Consider the following 18,080-nt stretch of genomic DNA (forward strand, 5'->3'; position numbering starts at 1 on the left):
CCGGCACCGGCCGGGGCATTTTCTTGTCTGGAGAGGTCCCGCCGCCCTTGTGGCGGCGGAAATCCTCAATTCAGGCCGTAAAGGTTGTTGTTGGTGCTGGACATGCTTTCCACGGTCAGCGCGCCGAGGAGCACGAGGTTCAGCAACTTCGTGAGTTCCACCGAACCGGCGTTGCCGATGTAGAGGACGTCCTTGTCCCGCATGGGCACCTTGGTGGAGAGCAGGTAGCCCGTCGGCTCGCGGAAGTTCACCTGATAGATGGTGGCGATCCGCTTCTCGGGGAGGTTCGAGACGTCCACACCCATCCGCTCCAGCGTGGTGCGGTTCTCGATGCGGAACAGGAAGGCCGACTGCGGGTCCGCCTGCGCGTCCACGAGGCCCGACGCCTTGGCCACAGCCTCGCTGAGGCTGATGGCGTCGTTGTCGAAGTTGAACTGCCCCTGCTTGCCGGTCGCGCCGAAGGCCAGGAAGGTCCGCGGGCGGCTGAAGATGTAGATGGTGTCTTCGGGCTGCAGATAGACGTTGTTCGCGGGCTCACGCACCAGCCGGTTGAAGCTGATGGTCGCCTCGCGGCCGCCGCGCTGCAGCGTCACGAACAGGTCGTAGCCCTTGCTGGAGGTGGCGCCGCCGCGGCTCACGGCGTCAAGCACGCGCTCACCCGTGGGGGTGAGCGGGAAGCGCACCGGCGCGCTCACTTCGCCGATGACCGTCACCGAATTGGAGCGCTGGGACTTCACCGAGACCACCGCCTGGGGCTCGATGGCGCGATTGCGCAGGCGATCGACGATTTCCTTCTCCACCTGCGCGGGCTGCAGGCCGGCCGCCTTCACCTGCCCGGCATAGGGCACGGAGATGTTGCCGTTGACGTCCACCGTCTGGGTGGGGATGTCGACGAAGTTGCCGGCGCGCGAGGCCGCCTCGGCAGGGATGAAGAGACCGCCCGAGGAGGCTTCGAAGATCGACACGCCGACGATGTCGCCGACGCCAATCTTGATGTCCGGAACCGGACGGCGATCGTTGCGGAAGGTGCCGATCAGGCCCTGGGAGTCCATCGTCGAGAGCACGCTGACCACCTGGGCGGTCAGCGGCACGAGCTTATAGCTCAGGCCATCGGTGTCCTGCGTCGAGGGATTGGTCACCTCGACCGAATAGGGCCCGGATGCGGGAAGGAGATTGCAGCCGGCCAATGCGACGGACACGGCGACCGATACCGCCATCCCCGTCACGCGACGGAACCGTCCAAGCCAATTTTCGGTGGCAAAATGCACTGCCTGAGCCCCCGTGGGATACGTCCTTTTACCTACCACGAGGGGCCCGGAGAGCATATTGCAGAGCAGCACGGAAATGGCTCAACGACGCCGTTTCCACCGCCTCTGTGGCTCATTGGCCACATGAAAAACCGTACTCGAGTAGGGCTGGATCGAGGGAAAAAGGTTAACGCTGGCAATGGGCTGCTAGTCTCGCTTTTTGCAAGCGGCGACGCAGCCGCGACTCAACGCGCACGCACGCTTGCAATGCAGCGCCATCGTCGCGCTCAGGTTGCGATGAGAAAGCGGTCCGCGCCTTCAAGCACCAGGCAGGTCAGATGGCCGGTGGCATAGGCGCCGGTGTCGATGTTGATCCGGTTGCTCAGAACTTCCGGGTCCTTCATGGGCGTGTGCCCGTGAACGATGCAGTGGCCGAACCAGTCCGGATGATCCAGGAACTCCCGCCGGATCCACATCATGTCCTCGCGGCTCTGCTCTTCCAGCGGGATCCCCGGGCGCAGGCCGGCGTGGACGAACGCGTAATCCCCGCAGACGAAATAGCTGGTGAGCTGGCGCAGGAACGAGATGTGCTCGGCGGGCACGGCGGCGCGCCACTCGTTCCAGAGCCGGGCCTCGTCCGCACCGGCTGCGGGACGCACATAGGAGAAGACGGTCTCAAGCCCGCCCATGCGCAGCCAGCGCGAGAAGGACTCCTGCGACAGCAGGGATTCGAGCATCACCGCTTCATGGTTGCCGGAGATGCAGATGGCCTTGTGGTCCTTCTGCCGCTGCATCAAGGCATCCAGCACGCCGGACGACTGCGCGCCACGGTCCACATAGTCGCCGAGATAGACCTCGACGCAGTCCGGGCCGGGGTGAGCGGCCATGTCCTCGTCGATGGCGGCCTGGAGCGCGGTGAGCAGGTCGAGACGGCCGTGGACATCGCCGACGGCATAGATGCGCATATGGTCCGGGACGAGCGGAATGGCCGGGTCGCGATAGTGTTCTGTCACGGTGCTGTTCGGGCGGATCTTCAGCATCGTCATGTCCGCAACATCCCTGCTGGTGTCAATGCCCCCGCACGAACCACTGGCAAGCCCCTAATATAACGCACAAGTTCGATTCTGGCGATCTTTTAGTTGCAGCGCAACAACAACAAGACACACAGACGTGAAGCCGTGCAATAATTTACCGCAGTGCGGTAGCGGGGGAGAGAATGACGTTCGAGCTTGCGGCACTGGCGGTCCTTTTCGAGGCCCTGCTGGGGTATCCGGCCGGACTCGTGCGGCGGATCGGCCATCCCGTGATCTGGATCGGCCGCCTCATCCTTGCACTGGATCACCGGCTCAACCGCCCGGGATTCGCCCCCGGCCGGCGGCGCCTGATGGGTGTCGTGACGGTAGCGCTGGTGCTCGCCGCGGCCGCCCTGCCGGCCCTGGCGCTGGAGGTGGCTCTGCGTCCCCTCCCCTTCGGGCTGCTCATCCTTGGGCTGGCAGGGTCCAGCCTCATCGCGCAGCGCTCCCTGCACTGGCATGTGGCGCGGGTTGCCGACGCACTGGAGACCGGCAGCCTCGATGCCGCGCGCGAAGCCGTCGGCCATATCGTCGGCCGCGATCCGCAGACGCTGGACGCCTCGGGCGTCGCCCGCGCCGCCATCGAAAGCCTCGCCGAGAACTTCTCCGATGGCGTAGTGGCCCCGACCCTCTGGCTGAGCGTGGCGGGCCTTGCGGGCGGCGCCGCCTACAAGGCCCTCAACACCGCCGACAGCATGATCGGACATCTCACGGAGCGACACGCCGCCTTCGGCTGGGCGGCCGCGCGGGCGGACGATTACGTAAACCTGCCGGCCTCGCGCCTTGCGGGAATGCTCATCATCGCCAGCACAGCGCTGACGCCCGGCGCCCATCCCCGCCATTCCTATCGGGCGATGCTGCGCGATGCCCCGCGCCACCGCTCCCCCAACGCCGGCTGGCCGGAGGCGGCCATGGCCGGCGCGCTCGGGCTGCGACTGAACGGCCCGAAGGTCTACGCCGGCGTGCTCACGCAGGACGCCTATATGGGCGACGGCCGGCGCGAGGCGACAGCGCACGATGTGCGCATGGCGCTGAAGGTCTACCGCCGCGCGGATGCCCTGATGATCCTGCTGGTGCTGGCCGGCGCGGGCGTGACCCTGCTGGTTTGAGGGCTCACCGCGCCAGCGCCAGCAGACGGTCGAGGTCGAGATGGGCGGCGAGATGGGCCGCCAGCGCATCCAGCGTCGCCTCCACGCCGTCCTCATAGGCGATGCCGCCGCCCGCCCCGCCCAGCCGACGGAGCACGGCGGCGCGGAAGGCATCGGAGGCGAACAGGCCGTGCACATAGGTGCCAGCAACGCGGCCCGAGGCGGAGCGCGCGCCCTCCGGCCGCCCATCGGCGAGAGAACCGAACGGCCGCTCGCAATCCGCACCATGGGTTGCGCCCATGTGCATCTCGTAGCCGTGGAAGGGTGCGCCCTCGGCGGTGCCGCGCACCTCCTCCAGCCGCTTCTCGCCGGTCAGCACCGTATGGACATTCAGCAGGCCGAGGCCGCGGGCGATCCGGGCCTCCCCCTCCACGCCCTCGGGATCGGCGATGGTCTGCCCCAGCATCTGGTAGCCGCCGCACAGACCCATGACTGCCCCGCCGCGCCGGGCGAAGGCGAGGATATCGTGGTGGAGGCCCCCGGTCTTCAGTGCCGTGAGGTCGGCGATGGTGGCCTTGGAGCCTATCAGCAGCACCAGATCGGTATCGAGCGGCAGGGTCTCATGGGGGCGGATGCGGCGCACCTCGACGCCCGGCTCTGCATCGAGCGGGTCGAGATCGTCGAAATTGGAGACGTGGGGCAGGATCGGCACGGCGATGCGCAGCCGCGCCCCGGCCTTGGGCGGCGGCGGCGCGGACAAAGCCAGCGCATCTTCCGCCGGCAGGCGGGCCGCATCGGGAAAGTGCGGCACGAGGCCGAACGCATCCCAGCCGGTGAGGTGCGCGATCAGATCCATGCCGGAGGCGAACAGCGCCGGGTCGCCCCGGAAGCGGTTCACGATGAAGCCGCGGATCATGGCCGCATCGGCCGGATCGATCACCGCTTTTGTCCCGGCAAGGCTGGCGATGACGCCCCCCCGGTCGATATCGCCGATGAGCACCACCGGCACGTCCGCCGCCCGAGCGAAGCCCATGTTGGCGATGTCGGCAGCGCGCAGATTGACCTCGGAGGCGCTGCCCGCCCCTTCCACCAGCACGAGGTCGGCCTCGCCCTTGAGCCGGGCAAAGCTGTCCAGCACGGCCGGCATGAGCGTCGGCTTGAGGGACTGGTAGGCGGCGGCCTTGGCTGTGCCGTGGACCTGCCCCTGCACCACCACCTGCGCGCCGGTCTCGCCCTGCGGCTTCAGCAGCACCGGGTTCATATGCACGCTCGCGCGCACCCGCGCGGCCCGCGCCTGCAGCGCCTGCGCCCGGCCGATCTCCCCGCCGTCCGCAGTCACGGCGGCATTGTTGGACATGTTCTGCGGCTTGAACGGCCGCACGGCGAGGCCCCGGAGCGTGAAGGCGCGGGCGAGGCCGGCGACGATGAGGGACTTGCCCACATCCGAGCCGGTGCCCTGGAACATGAGGGCGCGGGCCATCAGAACTCGATGCCCGCCTGCGCCTTCACCCCGGCGGCGAAATGGTGCTTCACCAGCCCCATCTCGGTCACGAGATCAGCGGCGGCGAGAAGCTCGGGCTTCGCATTGCGTCCGGTGACGACCACATGCAGACCGGGGCGCCGCGCCGCGAGGGTGGCCACCACCTCGGCGAGATCGAGATAGTCGTAGCGCAGGGCGATGTTCAGCTCGTCGAGGATGAGGAGGGAGATGGTCTCGTCCGCCATCAGCTCGCGTGCCTTGCCGAAGGCGCGGGCGGCGGCGGCCTTGTCGCGGGCGAGGTCCTGCGTCTCCCAGGTGAAGCCCTCGCCCATGGTGTGCCAGCTCACGCGATCACCGAAGGCCTGAAAGGCGTCCTGCTCGCCCGTCTGCCAGGCCCCCTTGATGAACTGGACCACGCCGACCCGTCCGCCACGCCCCAGCATCCGCAACGCAAGGCCGAAGGCCGCCGTGCTCTTGCCCTTGCCGGGGCCGGTATGGACCACGAGCAGGCCCTTCTCGATGGTCTTTTCCGCCACCTCCTTGTCCTGCACCGCCTTGCGCTTTTCCATCTTGGCGCGATGGCGCGCGGCGGCGGTGTCATCGACGGAGGACGGGGGGACGGGATCGCTCACGGCGTCACTTCCTTCACGGTCAGGGGCAGGCCGGCCACCACCAGCACCACCTTGCGGGCGCGGACGGCGAGGCGCTGGTTGAGGAGGCCGGCGGCGTCACGGAAGCGGCGGGCCAGCGCATTGTCGGGGACGATGCCGAATCCGACCTCGTTGGCGACGCAGATGGTCGGCCCCGGCCGGGCGGCAAGGGCGGCGTCCAGCGCCGCCGCCTCGGCGTCGAGGTCATGGTCGGCGAGGAGATGGTTGGTGAGCCAGAGGGTGAGGCAATCCACCAGCACCGGCCGATCCGGCGGAAGCGCGCCAAGCGCGGCGGCGAGATCGAAGGGCGCCTCCACCGTCTCCCACCCCTCGCCCCTTCGGCCGCGATGCTGCGCGACGCGCGCCTCCATCTCAGGGTCAGGCTGGCCGCCATAGCCGAGCTGGGCCGTGGCGACATAGGTCCAGGGGCCGGGATGGCGCACGGTCTCGCCTTCCGCGAACCGGCTCTTGCCGGAGCGGGCGCCGCCGAGGACGAGAACGAGATCGCCGGCCGAAGCAGCCCCCGCCATCAGGCGCGCACCATGGCCGGCACGCCGAGGCACCGGTGTGAGGCGCGGCTTGCACGGCCGGCCCGGCACAGTCTCATCACGTCTCCTCCCCGCCACCTCCGGCGAAACAGCCGCGACTATAGGCATGGGTCCCCCGCCCGCAAACCGACGCCACGGTAAATGCCAGGCGCGTGGATACCTCCGCAAACACCACCGCCGTGCCGCTCCCATCCCGATCGGACGGACGAGGCAGGGAAAGCTTCGCGACGCCGTCTGGCGGGTCGGGCGCACTCGAAGTCACTTTAAGAGAACGATATTTTTCATATAAATCAGTTATTTATCGTTAATATTTAACGTTAACTTGCACGCCTGAACGCAGAAGGCGCCACGGTAAGCACATATTTCATTATAAAAATCAATAGACTAATGAGCGCACCTGATAATATATGGTTTCATAATACCTCTTAACATATTACATTAATACATCCATTTATTCAACTATCATATTGATAAATAATGATTTTTTGATTAAAGGAAAATATTCCTGCACAGACCGACAGCCCGCCCAGTGACGGGAGAGACGTGCCCTCCCCTCCCGCACTCCGTTTTTCCGTAATGTCTGCTGATTTTGGCTCGGCAATGGTGCTCCAGCCCCTGCCCTTACTCTCGAGGCGTTGACCGGCAACGCTGCAAGCGCTTACAGCTGGGCGCGACCGCTTGTATTCGCGGGCCGACACGATGTTACGGGCAAAACGGCGCTGCCCCTGCCCGTAGAGGTGCCTTTATACCAATATTCAGGTGTCAGCTTTTGTGAAACGGGCGCCCGTTCCAGCACCGGAGCGGCTGAGCCGCCCTGCCCCTCACCCTGCCGTGTTGCGCGGCTTCAGATGGCGGTTCACATAGGCCGAAACGCCGTCCTCCAGCGAGGTAAACGGCCGGGTGAAGCCGGCCGCGCGGAGCTTGGAGACGTCGGCCTGGGTGAAATACTGGTAGGCCTTCTGCAGGCTCTCCGGCATGTCCACGTAGGTGATGTTCGGCTCTTTGCCGAGCGCGGTGAACACGGCTGTTGCGAGATCCGCGAAGGAGCGCGCCTCGCCGGTGCCCACATTGAAGATGCCGGACACGTCCGGGCTCTCCAGCAGCCAGCGCACCACTTCCACGCAGTCGCCCACATAGACGAAGTCGCGCAATTGCCCGCCATCCGTATAGCGCGGGTCGTGGGACTTGAAGAGCGTCACGCTCTCCCCCGCCTCGGCGTTCGGATAGATCTTGTGCACCACCGAGCGCATGTCGCCCTTGTGAGCCTCACCGGGGCCATAGACGTTGAAGAAGCGCAGGCCGGCAAACTGGGGCGGCCGGGGCCGCCCTTCGGCGATGTCCGCCATGATGCGGCGATCCACGAACAGCTTGGACCAGCCATAGGGATTGAGCGGCGCGAGCGCGGCGAGATCGGCCCCCGCCTCGGAATCGCGGAAGCCCGAGGTGCCGTCGCCATAGGTCGCGGCCGAGGAGGCGAAGATCAGGCCCAGCGCCTTCTGCGCGCACAGGTCCCAGAGGTCGAGCGTCGCGCGGATGTTGCGGGCGACGATCTTGTCGGCGTCGCGCTCGGTGGTGGCGGAAATGGCGCCCATGTGCACCACCGCAGCCAGCCGCCCGCCTTCCTTCTCCACGAAGTCGTTGATCGTCTCGGGACGGATCACGTCATGGAGCGGGATGTCGGAAATGTTGCGCCATTTGGGGCCGTCTTCCAGCCAGTCGGCCACGACCACGCGATAGCCGTCCTCCGCCGCCGCGCGGGCGATGTTGGAGCCGATGAAGCCAGCGCCGCCGGTGACGAGCAGAAGGTCACGACTCAACGCCACCGATCGGGTCATAGCGGGCATCCCATCCAGTCCATCGGACGCTGGGTGTGCCACCCCGCCGATAGCTTGTCCATCTCGACCATGGCCGAAGCGCCTGTATCAGGCTGCCGTGCCCAGCCTGGCAAGCGCCTGCCAGACCTCGGCGGCGGAGATGTCGGAAAGGCAGGGCGGCCCCTCGATGGTCTCGGGCGCGATGCGGCAGCGGGCCTTCTCGCAGGGCGCGCAATCGCGCCGCGCCTTCAGTTCCGTGACGCACGGGCCGAACAGGCCGGTGAGCACCGGGTTGGTGGGTCCATAGAGACCGACGGTCGGCACCCCGTAGGCCGCGGCAAGATGGCCGAGGCCGGTGTCGACAGTCACCACGCCCGCCGCTCCGGCGATCTCAGGGGCGAGCCCCTCCAGCCCCTGGGGCGGCAGCAGGCGCACATTGCCCTGTCCGGCAGCGATGGCCTCGGCGCGGGTCCGTTCTTCGGCGCCGTGGGCGAACAGGCGCACCTCCACCCCCGCCGCCCTCGCCAGCGCCGCCAAGGCGCGCCAGCCGTCGAGGGTCCAGGTCTTGGTCGGCCACGTGGTGCCGTGAAGGAAGACGAGATAGGGCACGCCGCCGGGAGCCGGCCGCAGGCCCGTGTCGGCAGGCAGATCTTCAAGGCGATAGCCGAGCGCGGCCGCGAACAGCTTCCGAAGACGCACCGCCATGTGCTCCACCTCGGGCACATGATGGCGCGTGCCATAGAGCAGGCTCGCCAGCCCTTCGCGCGCGCTCGCCCGGTCGAAGCCGTGGCGCGGGCCACGGGCGAGCGCGGCCACGGCGGCGCTCTTCATCAGCCCCTGGCCGTCGATGACGAGATCGTAAGACTCGCCCACCAGCGCCGCCCTCACCCGCATTGCCTCTCCACCCGAAAGCGCACCGAGCGGCCGGCGCGACAGGCGGCGGAGCGGAACGGTGATGGTGCGGCGGACGGCGGGATGGAGCCGGGCGACCGGCGCGAAGGCCTCCTCCACCGCCCAGTCCACCGTCAGCCCGGGCACGCGGGCGGCGGCGTCCGTCAGCGCGGGGAAGGTGTGGACCACATCCCCCAGCGACGACAGCTTCACCAGCAGCAGCTTCATCGGCGCATTTGCTCGGCCGCGGCCAGCACGTCCTCGGCGGCGATGCCTTCAAGGCACGCCAGCGTCTTGAGCGGGCATTCCCGCTTGTGGCAGGGCCGGCACGGCAGGTCGCGGGAGACCACCCGGGCGAAGGGCGAGGCCGGGGGCGTCATCTTCTCGGACGACGCGCCGTAGATCACCACCAGCCTGCGGTCGAAGGCGCCGGCGATGTGCATCAAGCCGGAATCGTTGGAAATCACCACGTCCGCCCCCGCGAGGATGGCGGCGGCCTCGATGAGGGTGGTGCGACCGACGAGATTGTCCACCGGCACGCCGGCCGTCTCCTCGATGGCACGCGCGGCTTCGGCATCCTTGGGCGAGCCGAGGATGCGGATGCGATAGCCGTCCTTCACCGCAAGTGCGGCAAGCGCCGCGAACTTCGCCGCCGGCCAGCGTTTGGCAGGGCCGTACTCGGCACCGGGGCAGAGCACCATCACCGGCCCGTCGCCGGCGAGGGGATACTTGGCGGCGGCAACATCCACGGCACCGTCGGGCAGCATCAGGCGCGGGCGCGGCGCGCGGGCGATGGAGCCCGGCGGCAGGCCGAGGGCGACGAAGCGGTCCAGCGTGCGGGCGGTCTTGCGATCCGGGTCGGGGCGCGCGTCGGTCAAAAGGGCGCTGCGCAGCTCGGCGCGATAGCCGACACGCTCGGGAATCTCGGCGGCGAGCGGAACGATGGCAGCCTTGAACGCCCGCGGCAGGATGATGGCCTTGCCGTAGCCTTCGCCGCGCAAGGCGCGTCCCGCCTTCCAGCGGGCGAGCAGGCCGAGTTCGCCATGGCCCAGCCCCAGCAGGATGGTGCGGCGAACGCCTGGGATCATGCGGGCGACGGGAAGGGAGGCGGGCGGCGCCAGCACATCGATGGGCCGGCCGGGCTCGCGCAGGCGCAGCACGTCCACAAGGCTCGCCGCCATAACCATGTCACCGACCCACGAGGGGCCGATCAGCAGGAGCGGCGAGACTGAACCAAGGGCACGCATGCGATAACTCGCGGGGTGGAACGCCCCGCGTCATGACAAGGCGGACCCGCCGCGTCAAGCACGCTGGCCCGGACGCGGCGGTCGTTGAGGGAGCAAAAGCTCAGGCGGTCGGACGGATCTTCTCGACCGACGACTTGATCGGCTCGGACGAGTCCGCGGCGACCTTCTGCGCGAGGGCGGACAGATCCTTGGCCTGGCCGGTCAGCGTCTCGAACTGCTTGCGGACGTGGCCGGTGGAGAGTTCCACCGCCTCGGCGAGCGTCTTGGCCGTCAGGAGCGAATTGAAATAGTCAAAAGCCGAGTTCACGTTCGATTGAACCGCCTCAAGCACCTTGGCATTATACTGGGCCACGCCCTTGGAGGCAGTGGTGGCGCTTTCCTCGAGGGCGGAATTCACCTGCTCGGCGGCGGACTTCAGCTTGCCGTAGTTCTCGCGGTAGGCGGCGAGACCCTTTTCGGCGATTTCGCGCACCGCCGGCGGCACTTCGACGGCCGGAACGGCATGAGTCGAGAACGCCTTTTTCGCCGCCTCGATCTGATCCTGATAAGCCTTGATGAAGGTGTCGTTCATGTCATCCTCGGAAACGGGGCATGGCGATCCGTGCCGAGGTGCATTGCTGCAGTGCCACCAGAATGAAACGCGAGGCGCAGCGCCGTGCAACGCTTGCATTCCGGACATTCTAGGTGAGCTGTGTTTACCCCGACGATAGGGTTATACAGCAGTAAACGTGCAGCGCAAAATGAAATTCTGCGCTGCACAAGTCAAGCTTTCGCGCGCACCGGGGGTACGCGCGGACCGGTAGAGTAATCCCGTCAGCCCTTCTGGTTGGGATCGGTGGCCTTGGCCGCGGCCGCCTGGGCTTCGCGCACCGCGGTCTCGCCCACCGTCTTCAGGTCCTGGGCGACAGCCTGGGCGCTCTGGGCGGCGGACGCGGCGAGGGCCTTCAGCCGCTCGGCGAGGGTGCGAGCGTGCTCGTCCATGGTGCGCACGGCGTTCTCGCCGAGGGCCTTGGCGTCGTCGCCGAAGGCCTTCGCCTGCTCGGAAACGGTCTTCAGCTGGTTGGTGAGGAACTCGGCCTGCAGGCTCATCATCTCCTGCGGGCTCTTGGCCGCGACCAGCTTGTGCAGGAAGTCGAAGCTCGCCTCGACATTGGCTTCCATCAGCCCGATGGCCTTCTGGCGGAAGTCCTTGATGTTGGAGCGAACCTCCTCGATATGGCCTTCGCTCTCGCCGACCGTTTCACGCGCATTCTGGAACAGCGTCTCGAACGCCTGGCGAGCCTGCGCCACATTCTTCTCGGCAATGGCACGCATTTCAGGGGGCAGCTCCAGCTCCGGACCGAACTTCGTCGTCATGGCCGTCTCTCCTCCGGGTGTCGGGCGGCGCAAGCCACCGCACAGCGACCGATCTTAATCTACGGTAGTGCCGCTTCGCCAATATGAATGGCAGGCGCGCGGCGAAGTTGCACTGACGTTAATCAATGGCAGTGAGAATATGAGCCGGCGGGGTGATCCCGCCTTTGTTCCCTCCTCCTCCGCAAGGTGCGATCCTGCAAACGATGACGCAGCACCACGGCAGCCCGGACGACCCGTCTCTCCTCTCCGGGGAGAGCGTGGAGGCCATCGCGTCCGCTCTTCCAGGCGCGGAGGCGGTGCTGGCGCCCCTCGCGCGGCAGGAATTCGTCTCCTTCCTTCTCGATCTCGGCACCGGGCGCATGCTGGCGGCGACGTCGGCGGCCGCCCGGCTCGCGATCGCGCCCGGTGAACCGGCATCCGAGCCGGTGATGACGGCGGCCACCCGCCTCGCCCGGCGCACCGCCGCCGGCTTCGGCGTGGCGCGGCTGCGCCTGCCGGGCGACCTCTCGCCCCGCACCCTGCGCTTTGCCGCCCTCGCTTTGCCCTCCGGCCCCGCGCTCCTGTTCGCGGACCCGGCCGCATTCGCGCCCGCCGCACCCTCACCGGCGCCCTCCGTGGCGGCCCCGGCCGTGCCGGCGGCGCTGCGCCCGCTTCTGGCCCAGCCGCTGCGCGTGACTTGGGAGAGTGATGCGGAGGGACGCCTGCGCGCACTGTCCCCCCTGTTCGCAGCGGCGCTCGGCAGCCGCTCCGGCATCTTCCTCGGCGCGAGCTTCGCGGATCTTGAGCGTGACGGACACCTGACCGACGCCGATGCGCTCATCGACGCCATGGCTTCGGGCGAAAGCTTCACCGAGCGCACGGCGACGGTGCCGCCGGTGGGCGTCGAATCCCCGCTCGATCTCAGCCTCGGCGGCGCGCCGCTGTTCGATGCGGAGCGCCGGCTCAAGGGCGTGCGCGGCTTCGGCATCGTTTCGGCGGCGGAGACGCCTCTTCCCCAGCCGCCGAAAGCGCCGCAGGCAAGCGCACCGGCTCCTCAGCCCCAGGTCGCCTTCGGCCGCAACGTGGTACCGCTCCGGCAAGGCAGCCTGTCGCCGCAGGAAAGCTCCGCCTTCCGCGAGATCGCCCGGACCCTCGCCGCGGCCATCGAGGACTGGCCGAGAATTCCGCCGGACACCCATCCGCCCGACCAAATGGACGCCGCATACGCCGAGCCCGAGCCCTCGCCCGCCTCCGGCGACGAGGCGGAATTGCTGGACAAGCTCCCGGTGAGCCTGCTGGTACAGCAGGAGGGCGAGCTGGTGCACGCCAACCGGGCCTTTCTCGCCCTGACCGGCTGGAGCGGACTGGACGCGCTGGCGCAGGCCGGCGGGCTTGAGCGGGTTCTCTCCCGCGAATCCGGTGCCCTCCATGTGCTGACGCCCGACGGAGCCCGCCTGCCCGTGGAAGTGCGCCTCGTCGCCGCGCCGTTCCTCGGCCGGCCGGCGCTGATTCACGTCATCCGCGCCCTCGACACCACCGACGACGACCGCGAGGCCCGCGCGAGCGCCCGCCGCGCGGCGCTCGACATGGTGCCCTGGCCGGTCTTCCTGCTGGAGATGGACGGCACCATCCGCCTCGCCAATTTCGCGGCGGCCGAGCGGCTGGGCTTTCCAGCCCATGACCTTGCCGGCGAGCCCTTCACCATCGCCGTCGCCCCGACCGACCGCGCCGACGCCGTGGCCACCCTCGACCGCGTGCGGGACCACGGGGCCTCCGCGCAGGTCGCGCTCGCTCTGCGCAATCGCGAGGGCGAGATGCTGCCGGGGCTGGCGGCCGTGACCCGCGCCGGAGCCGAGGACCAGATCCTGTGCGTCGTCATCGGTCCGCTGCCGCAGCAGCCCGAGCCGGCGCCGTTGGCGGTGCCCGTTGCGGTGCCCGAACCGGAACCGGCGGTGAACCTCCTGCCGCGCCTCGCCGGCCGACTGCGTGCCGGGCTCGAAGGCCCCATGGCGATCCTGCGCGAAGCGCCCGCCGAGGCCCTGAGCGATCCCCTGCGGGACGCTCTCAAGTCCCTCAACGCCACCCTCGACGACCTCAACGCCCTCTCGCAGCCGGCTCAGACGGCGGAAGCCGTCACCTGCGACGTGTCGGCGGCGGTGCGCGCCGCCGTGGCCACGCTTCTTCCGGCCGCCCGGCGGCGGCGGCTGGCGCTGCGCCTCGACGACGCCGGAGGGGTCACGGCCCTGGCCGCCGAAGCCCCGCTCGCGGAACTCGTGGCAATGCTGGTGGAAGAGGCCGTGGCGGCCACGCCAGCCGGCGGCGCGGTGGCCGTCTCGGTCTTCGCCGAGGACGAAGGTGATGGAGGACCGCGCGCCAAGGTGCAGCTGAGTGATGCCGGCGCGGGCCTTGACGCAACGGCGGCTGCGGCGGCCCTCGATCCGCTGTCCGGCCTCTCGCGGGACGACCGCTTCGCTGCGGACGGTCGCCCACTGCGTCTGACCCGCATGGCGGAAGCTGCGCGGGCGCTGGGCGGGTCACTCGAGATCGATCCGGTCGGAATGTCTCAGGCCGGTGAAGACCTGGGCCGGCGTCGCGGCATGATCGCGCGGCTCACCTTGCCAGCCTGAGCCTGCGAAGGTGTTCAACCACCAATCGGGTGGTATCCGCACAATGGAACTACTCCATTGTGCTGGCAAAAGCCTGTCTGAACGGCCCTCGACCCACCATGTCGCATATGTACGGAGTTGACGGGTCCGGCCGTCCTCTGCGAAAAATGCAATAGAAACAAGTTTTTAGAAGCCTTCCAAGTTAGCTTCGGGCCGTGCCATGATCGTTTGTTCATGCAACGTCTTTTCAGACCGGCAGGTGCTTGATGCGCTTGCGGGAACCCCATTGCGCTCCCCCAGCGAAGTTTATCGCTGCCTCGGCTGCTCGCCCCAATGCGGACGCTGCGCCCGGACCATCCGCACGCTGATGGATCAGGTGCAGGCGCACGATTGCGGTGCCTGCGCGGACGAATGTCCCGTTGCGGGACTTACCGGAATGGTCGCCGCCGAATAAGCTTCCTAGAAGGGTGCCCGAACGCCCGGCGAACAACCGGCGTTGTGGTCGGGTACCTTGCCACCACATTAGAATTAGTCTAACGCTTAATCCAAACTAACTGTCCTTATGGCATCAGGAGCTGAGAATGAAGGGCGATCCGAAGGTTATTGAATACCTCAATCGGGGCCTGCGCTCTGAGCTGACCGCCATCAATCAGTACTGGCTCCATTACCGGATGCTCGACAATTGGGGCTACAAGGCGCTGGCTAAGAAGTGGCGCGCCGAGTCCATCGAGGAGATGGTGCACGCGGACAAGTTCACCGACCGCATCCTGTTCCTCGACGGCTTCCCGAACATGCAGGTGCTCGATCCCCTGCGAATCGGCCAGGACGTGAAGGAAATCCTCGACTGCGATCTCGCCGCCGAGCTCGATGCCCGCGCCCTCTACCAGGAAGCGGCCGCCTACTGCCAAACGGTGAAGGACTATCCGAGCCGCGACCTCTTCGAGGAGCTGATGGCGGACGAGGAAGGCCACATCGACTTCCTTGAGACCCAGCTCGACCTCGTGTCCAAGCTCGGCCTGCAGCTGTACGCCCAGCACCATATCGGCGAGCTCGACGAGGACTGATCCTCCTCCACCCGTCCGATATCAACGCAAAGCCCGGCTCTCACGCCGGGCTTTTTGCTTTGTGAGGCCCGATAATCTGGAGAAAGTATAAACTGGCTCCACTGCGCGCAAAGCGTTTCGGAATTAGATGATTTCCAATGTTTCCGGGCTCACGTCCTTCTTCATTGACCCTTCGTAATGCGCCGGGCTAGCCAATTCTCCATCGTCTTGTCGTGCTCGCTCAGAGCCCGCGTGTGGGGATTTCAATGGGTCGCTTTCATCTCTTGCGCAGCCTTCTCGCCGGTGGCGCACTGCTTGTCGCGGCGCAGGGCGCCAGCGCGCAGCAGGTCGTCAACGTCTACACCACCCGCGAGCCCGGCCTTGCAGCCCCCCTGTTCGAGGCCTTCACCAAGGCGACGGGCATCGAGGTGAAGAGCGTCTTCATCAAGGACGGCCTTGCCGAGCGGGTGAAGGCGGAGGGCGCCAGTTCCCCCGCCGACGTGCTGATGACCGTGGACGTGGGCAATTTGCTCGACGTGGTGGACGCTGGCGTCACCCAGCCGGTGACCTCCCCCGCCCTCTCCGCCATTCCCGCCAACCTGCGCGATCCGGCTGGCAACTGGTACGCCCTCTCCCTGCGCGCCCGCCTCGTCTATGCGGCGAAGGAGGAGGTGAAGCTCTCCGCCATCACCTATGAGGATCTTGCCGACCCCAAGTGGAAGGGCAAGGTCTGCATCCGCTCTGGCCAGCACCCCTACAATGTGGGGCTGGTGGCGGCCTACATCGTCCATCACGGTGAGGAGAAGACCGAGGCTTGGCTGCGCGGCCTGAAGGCCAACCTTGCCCGCAAGCCCGCTGGCGGCGACCGCGAGGGCGCCCGCGACATCCTCGGCGGCATCTGCGATCTGGCGGTGGGTAATTCCTACTATGTGGGCCTGATGCGCTCGGGCAAGGGCGGTGCCGACCAGAAGAAGTGGGGCGACGGCATCAACGTGCTGCTCCCCACCTTCCAGGGCGGCGGCACCCATGTGAACGTCTCCGGCGCAGCCGTGGCCAAGAACGCGCCCCACAAGGACGCCGCCGTGAAGCTGCTGGAATTCGCCGTCTCCCCGGAGATGCAGGCGATCTACGCCAAGCAGAACCTGGAGTATCCGGTGATCGCCTCGGCCGAGGTCGATCCCATCATCGGCGCGCTGGGGCCGCTCAAGGTTGATCCCATCCCGCTGGTGGACATCGCCAAGAACCGCAAGCGCGCCAGCGAGCTCATCGACAAGGTCGGCTTCGACAACTGACGGCCGATGGCTGAGACCGCATTGACCGGCGAGCCGCGCGCGACGCGGCTCCGCCTCCCCCGCCACCTCTCCCCGCTCCTCATGGCGTCGGGATTGGTGGCTCTTTTCGTTCTGCTGCCGCTCATCGCCCTCGCCGGCATCGCCGCGCGCGGGTCCGGCGATATGTGGCCCCACCTCATCGCCACCGTGCTGCCCGACGCGCTGGCCGAGACCGGGCTGCTGGTGCTCGGCGTCGGCGTGGTCACGCTGGTGGTGGCCGTGCCGTGCGCCTGGCTGGTGGCCACCTGCACCTTCCCCGGCCGCTCGGTGCTGGAATGGGCGCTGCTGTTGCCGCTGGCCGTGCCGGGCTATATCGTCGCCTTCTCCTATCTCGACGTGCTGCACCCCCTCGGGCCGGTGCAGGAGGCGCTGCGCGCGATGCTCGGCATCGCCAGCCCGCGCGGCCTGCGCCTGCCGGATGTGCGCTCCACCGGCGGCTGCATCCTCGTGCTCTCGGCGGTGCTCTACCCTTACGTCTACCTCTCGGCGCGGGCGAGCTTCGTGCTGCAATCGGCGGCCGCGCTGGAGGTGGCGCGCACGCTGGGCGCCAGCCGCTGGCGCGCCTTCCTGCGCATCGGCCTGCCGCTGGCCCGCCCGGCCATTGTGGCGGGCCTGACGCTGGTGCTGCTGGAAGTGCTGGGCGACATCGGCGCCTCCGAATTCCTCGGTGTGCGCACCCTCACCGTCTCCATCTATTCCACCTGGGTGAACCGCTCGAACCTGCCCGGTGCGGCGCAGATCGCACTCGTCATGCTGGCCCTCGTGCTGGGGCTGATCCTGCTGGAGCGGTGGGCGCGGCGTGCCCGCCGATTCGTCGCCACCGGCTCGGCCCGTCCGCAGGCGCCGCTGCGGCTGACCGGGGTCCAGGGCCTCGCCGCCACCGCTTTCTGCGCCCTGCCGGTCATGCTCGGCTTCCTCGTGCCGTTGCTGCATCTCTCCATCTCGGCAGCGCGGCGGATGGCGGAGACCGGCTTTCCCACCCGGATCCTCGGAGAGGCCGCCACCACCGCCGCCCTCGCCGCCGGCACGGTGACCCTCGCCCTCGGCCTCGGCCTCGTGGTGGCGCTGGGGCAGCGGCTGACGCGCGCGCCGCTCGCTTCCGGCTTCGCGCGGGTGGCGAGCCTCGGCTATGCGGTGCCGGGCACCGTGCTCGCCGTCGGCCTGCTCAGCCCCCTCGCCGGCTTCGACAACTTGCTGGATGCCGCGATGAAGCAGGCCTTCGGCATCTCCACCGGCCTCCTGCTGTCGGGGTCGGGGGCCGCGCTGGTGGCGGCACTCGCCATCCGCTTCCTCGCCATCCCCGTCGGCGGCATCGAGGCGGGATTCGCCAAGCTTTCCCCGCATCTCGACATGGCCGCCCGCAGCCTCGGCTCGTCGCAGCCGCGCACCGTGCGCCGGGTGTTGCTGCCGCTGCTGCGGCCGGCGCTCGCCACCGCCGCCCTTCTGGTGTTCGTGGATGCCATGAAGGAGCTGCCGGCCACCCTGCTGCTGCGTCCACTCGGGTTCGAGACACTGGCCACCCACGTCTATGGGGAGGCGGCGCGCGGCACCTATGAGGATGGAGCGCTGGCGGCGCTGGTGATTCTGCTCGTCGGGCTGGGGCCGGTGATGCTGCTGGCCCGCATGTCCTCGTCCGCCCTAGGCGCTTCAGCGGACGGCACGCGCGGCAGCGCCTCGGCACGCGACTGACCGGCGCGCCGACCCACCCCGAAGCCCCCAGCCATCAA

General features: G+C 68.0%; 16 protein-coding genes. 6 read left to right on the top strand and 10 right to left on the bottom strand.

The window, feature by feature from the left end; all coding sequences use genetic code 11:
- Positions 1–65 precede the first annotated feature (65 nt).
- Together XAN126_RS0115390 and XAN126_RS0115395 are read right to left on the bottom strand one after the other, a co-directional pair.
- Positions 66–1,217 (bottom strand): polysaccharide biosynthesis/export family protein, encoded by a 1,152-nt coding sequence (locus XAN126_RS0115390; RefSeq protein ID WP_024279480.1) that lies wholly within the window; start codon positions 1,215–1,217, stop codon positions 66–68.
- Positions 1,218–1,534: 317 nt separating this feature from the next.
- Positions 1,535–2,293, bottom strand: coding sequence for a metallophosphoesterase family protein (locus XAN126_RS0115395; RefSeq protein ID WP_245272260.1), 759 nt, complete (start codon positions 2,291–2,293; stop codon positions 1,535–1,537).
- Positions 2,294–2,463: 170 nt separating this feature from the next.
- On the opposite strand from XAN126_RS0115395, the gene cbiB reads away from it, so the two are divergent.
- Positions 2,464–3,429 (top strand): adenosylcobinamide-phosphate synthase CbiB, encoded by a 966-nt coding sequence (gene cbiB / locus XAN126_RS0115400; protein ID WP_024279482.1) that lies wholly within the window; start codon positions 2,464–2,466, stop codon positions 3,427–3,429.
- A gap of 4 nt (positions 3,430–3,433) precedes the next feature.
- Here cbiB and XAN126_RS0115405 read toward each other — a convergent pair whose 3' ends face one another.
- The 8 genes from XAN126_RS0115405 to XAN126_RS27225 form a co-directional block, all read right to left on the bottom strand.
- The gene (locus tag XAN126_RS0115405; RefSeq protein WP_029877247.1) at positions 3,434–4,888 is read right to left on the bottom strand and encodes a cobyric acid synthase; all 1,455 of its coding nucleotides are present in this window, start codon (positions 4,886–4,888) and stop codon (positions 3,434–3,436) included.
- On the bottom strand, positions 4,888–5,457 hold the full coding sequence (cobO, locus tag XAN126_RS0115410; protein WP_051460891.1) for a cob(I)yrinic acid a,c-diamide adenosyltransferase: 570 nt from the start codon (positions 5,455–5,457) through the stop codon (positions 4,888–4,890). The genes XAN126_RS0115405 and cobO overlap by 1 nt, the downstream gene beginning before the upstream one ends.
- A 59-nt stretch (positions 5,458–5,516) precedes the next feature.
- On the bottom strand, positions 5,517–6,068 hold the full coding sequence (cobU, locus tag XAN126_RS0115415) for a bifunctional adenosylcobinamide kinase/adenosylcobinamide-phosphate guanylyltransferase (RefSeq protein WP_024279485.1): 552 nt from the start codon (positions 6,066–6,068) through the stop codon (positions 5,517–5,519).
- Between the two features lie 839 nt (positions 6,069–6,907).
- On the bottom strand, positions 6,908–7,921 hold the full coding sequence (rfaD, locus tag XAN126_RS0115420; protein WP_024279486.1) for an ADP-glyceromanno-heptose 6-epimerase: 1,014 nt from the start codon (positions 7,919–7,921) through the stop codon (positions 6,908–6,910).
- Positions 7,922–8,008: 87 nt separating this feature from the next.
- Positions 8,009–9,019 carry a lipopolysaccharide heptosyltransferase I gene (gene waaC / locus XAN126_RS0115425; protein WP_024279487.1) on the bottom strand — a complete coding sequence of 337 codons (1,011 nt, stop codon included), beginning with the start codon at positions 9,017–9,019 and terminating at the stop codon, positions 8,009–8,011.
- A complete protein-coding gene (waaF, locus tag XAN126_RS0115430; RefSeq protein WP_024279488.1) occupies positions 9,016–10,038 on the bottom strand; it encodes a lipopolysaccharide heptosyltransferase II in 1,023 nt (340 codons plus the stop codon). Before waaF ends, waaC begins: the two co-directional genes overlap by 4 nt.
- A 100-nt stretch (positions 10,039–10,138) precedes the next feature.
- Positions 10,139–10,609 carry a phasin gene (locus XAN126_RS0115435; RefSeq protein WP_024279489.1) on the bottom strand — a complete coding sequence of 157 codons (471 nt, stop codon included), beginning with the start codon at positions 10,607–10,609 and terminating at the stop codon, positions 10,139–10,141.
- A gap of 242 nt (positions 10,610–10,851) precedes the next feature.
- Positions 10,852–11,394, bottom strand: coding sequence for a phasin family protein (locus tag XAN126_RS27225; protein ID WP_024279490.1), 543 nt, complete (start codon positions 11,392–11,394; stop codon positions 10,852–10,854).
- A gap of 203 nt (positions 11,395–11,597) precedes the next feature.
- Between XAN126_RS27225 and XAN126_RS26410 the strand changes: the two genes are divergently transcribed.
- The 5 genes from XAN126_RS26410 (at position 11,598) to XAN126_RS0115460 (ending at position 18,042) form a co-directional block, all read left to right on the top strand.
- Positions 11,598–14,000, top strand: coding sequence for a PAS domain-containing protein (locus XAN126_RS26410; RefSeq protein ID WP_024279491.1), 2,403 nt, complete (start codon positions 11,598–11,600; stop codon positions 13,998–14,000).
- 199 nt (positions 14,001–14,199) lie between these two features.
- Positions 14,200–14,433: a (2Fe-2S)-binding protein gene (locus tag XAN126_RS27825; RefSeq protein WP_081762651.1), complete on the top strand. Its 234-nt coding sequence runs from the start codon at positions 14,200–14,202 to the stop codon at positions 14,431–14,433.
- A 127-nt stretch (positions 14,434–14,560) separates the two neighbouring features.
- On the top strand, positions 14,561–15,043 hold the full coding sequence (gene bfr, locus XAN126_RS0115450) for a bacterioferritin (RefSeq protein WP_024279492.1): 483 nt from the start codon (positions 14,561–14,563) through the stop codon (positions 15,041–15,043).
- A gap of 245 nt (positions 15,044–15,288) precedes the next feature.
- Complete coding sequence (locus XAN126_RS0115455) at positions 15,289–16,314, top strand: extracellular solute-binding protein (RefSeq protein WP_024279493.1); 1,026 nt, start codon at positions 15,289–15,291, stop codon at positions 16,312–16,314.
- Positions 16,315–16,320: 6 nt separating this feature from the next.
- Positions 16,321–18,042: an iron ABC transporter permease gene (locus XAN126_RS0115460; RefSeq protein WP_024279494.1), complete on the top strand. Its 1,722-nt coding sequence runs from the start codon at positions 16,321–16,323 to the stop codon at positions 18,040–18,042.
- Positions 18,043–18,080: the final 38 nt, after the last annotated feature.

This window comes from Xanthobacter sp. 126 (assembly GCF_000526175.1).
Lineage (GTDB): Bacteria > Pseudomonadota > Alphaproteobacteria > Rhizobiales > Xanthobacteraceae > Xanthobacter > Xanthobacter aminoxidans.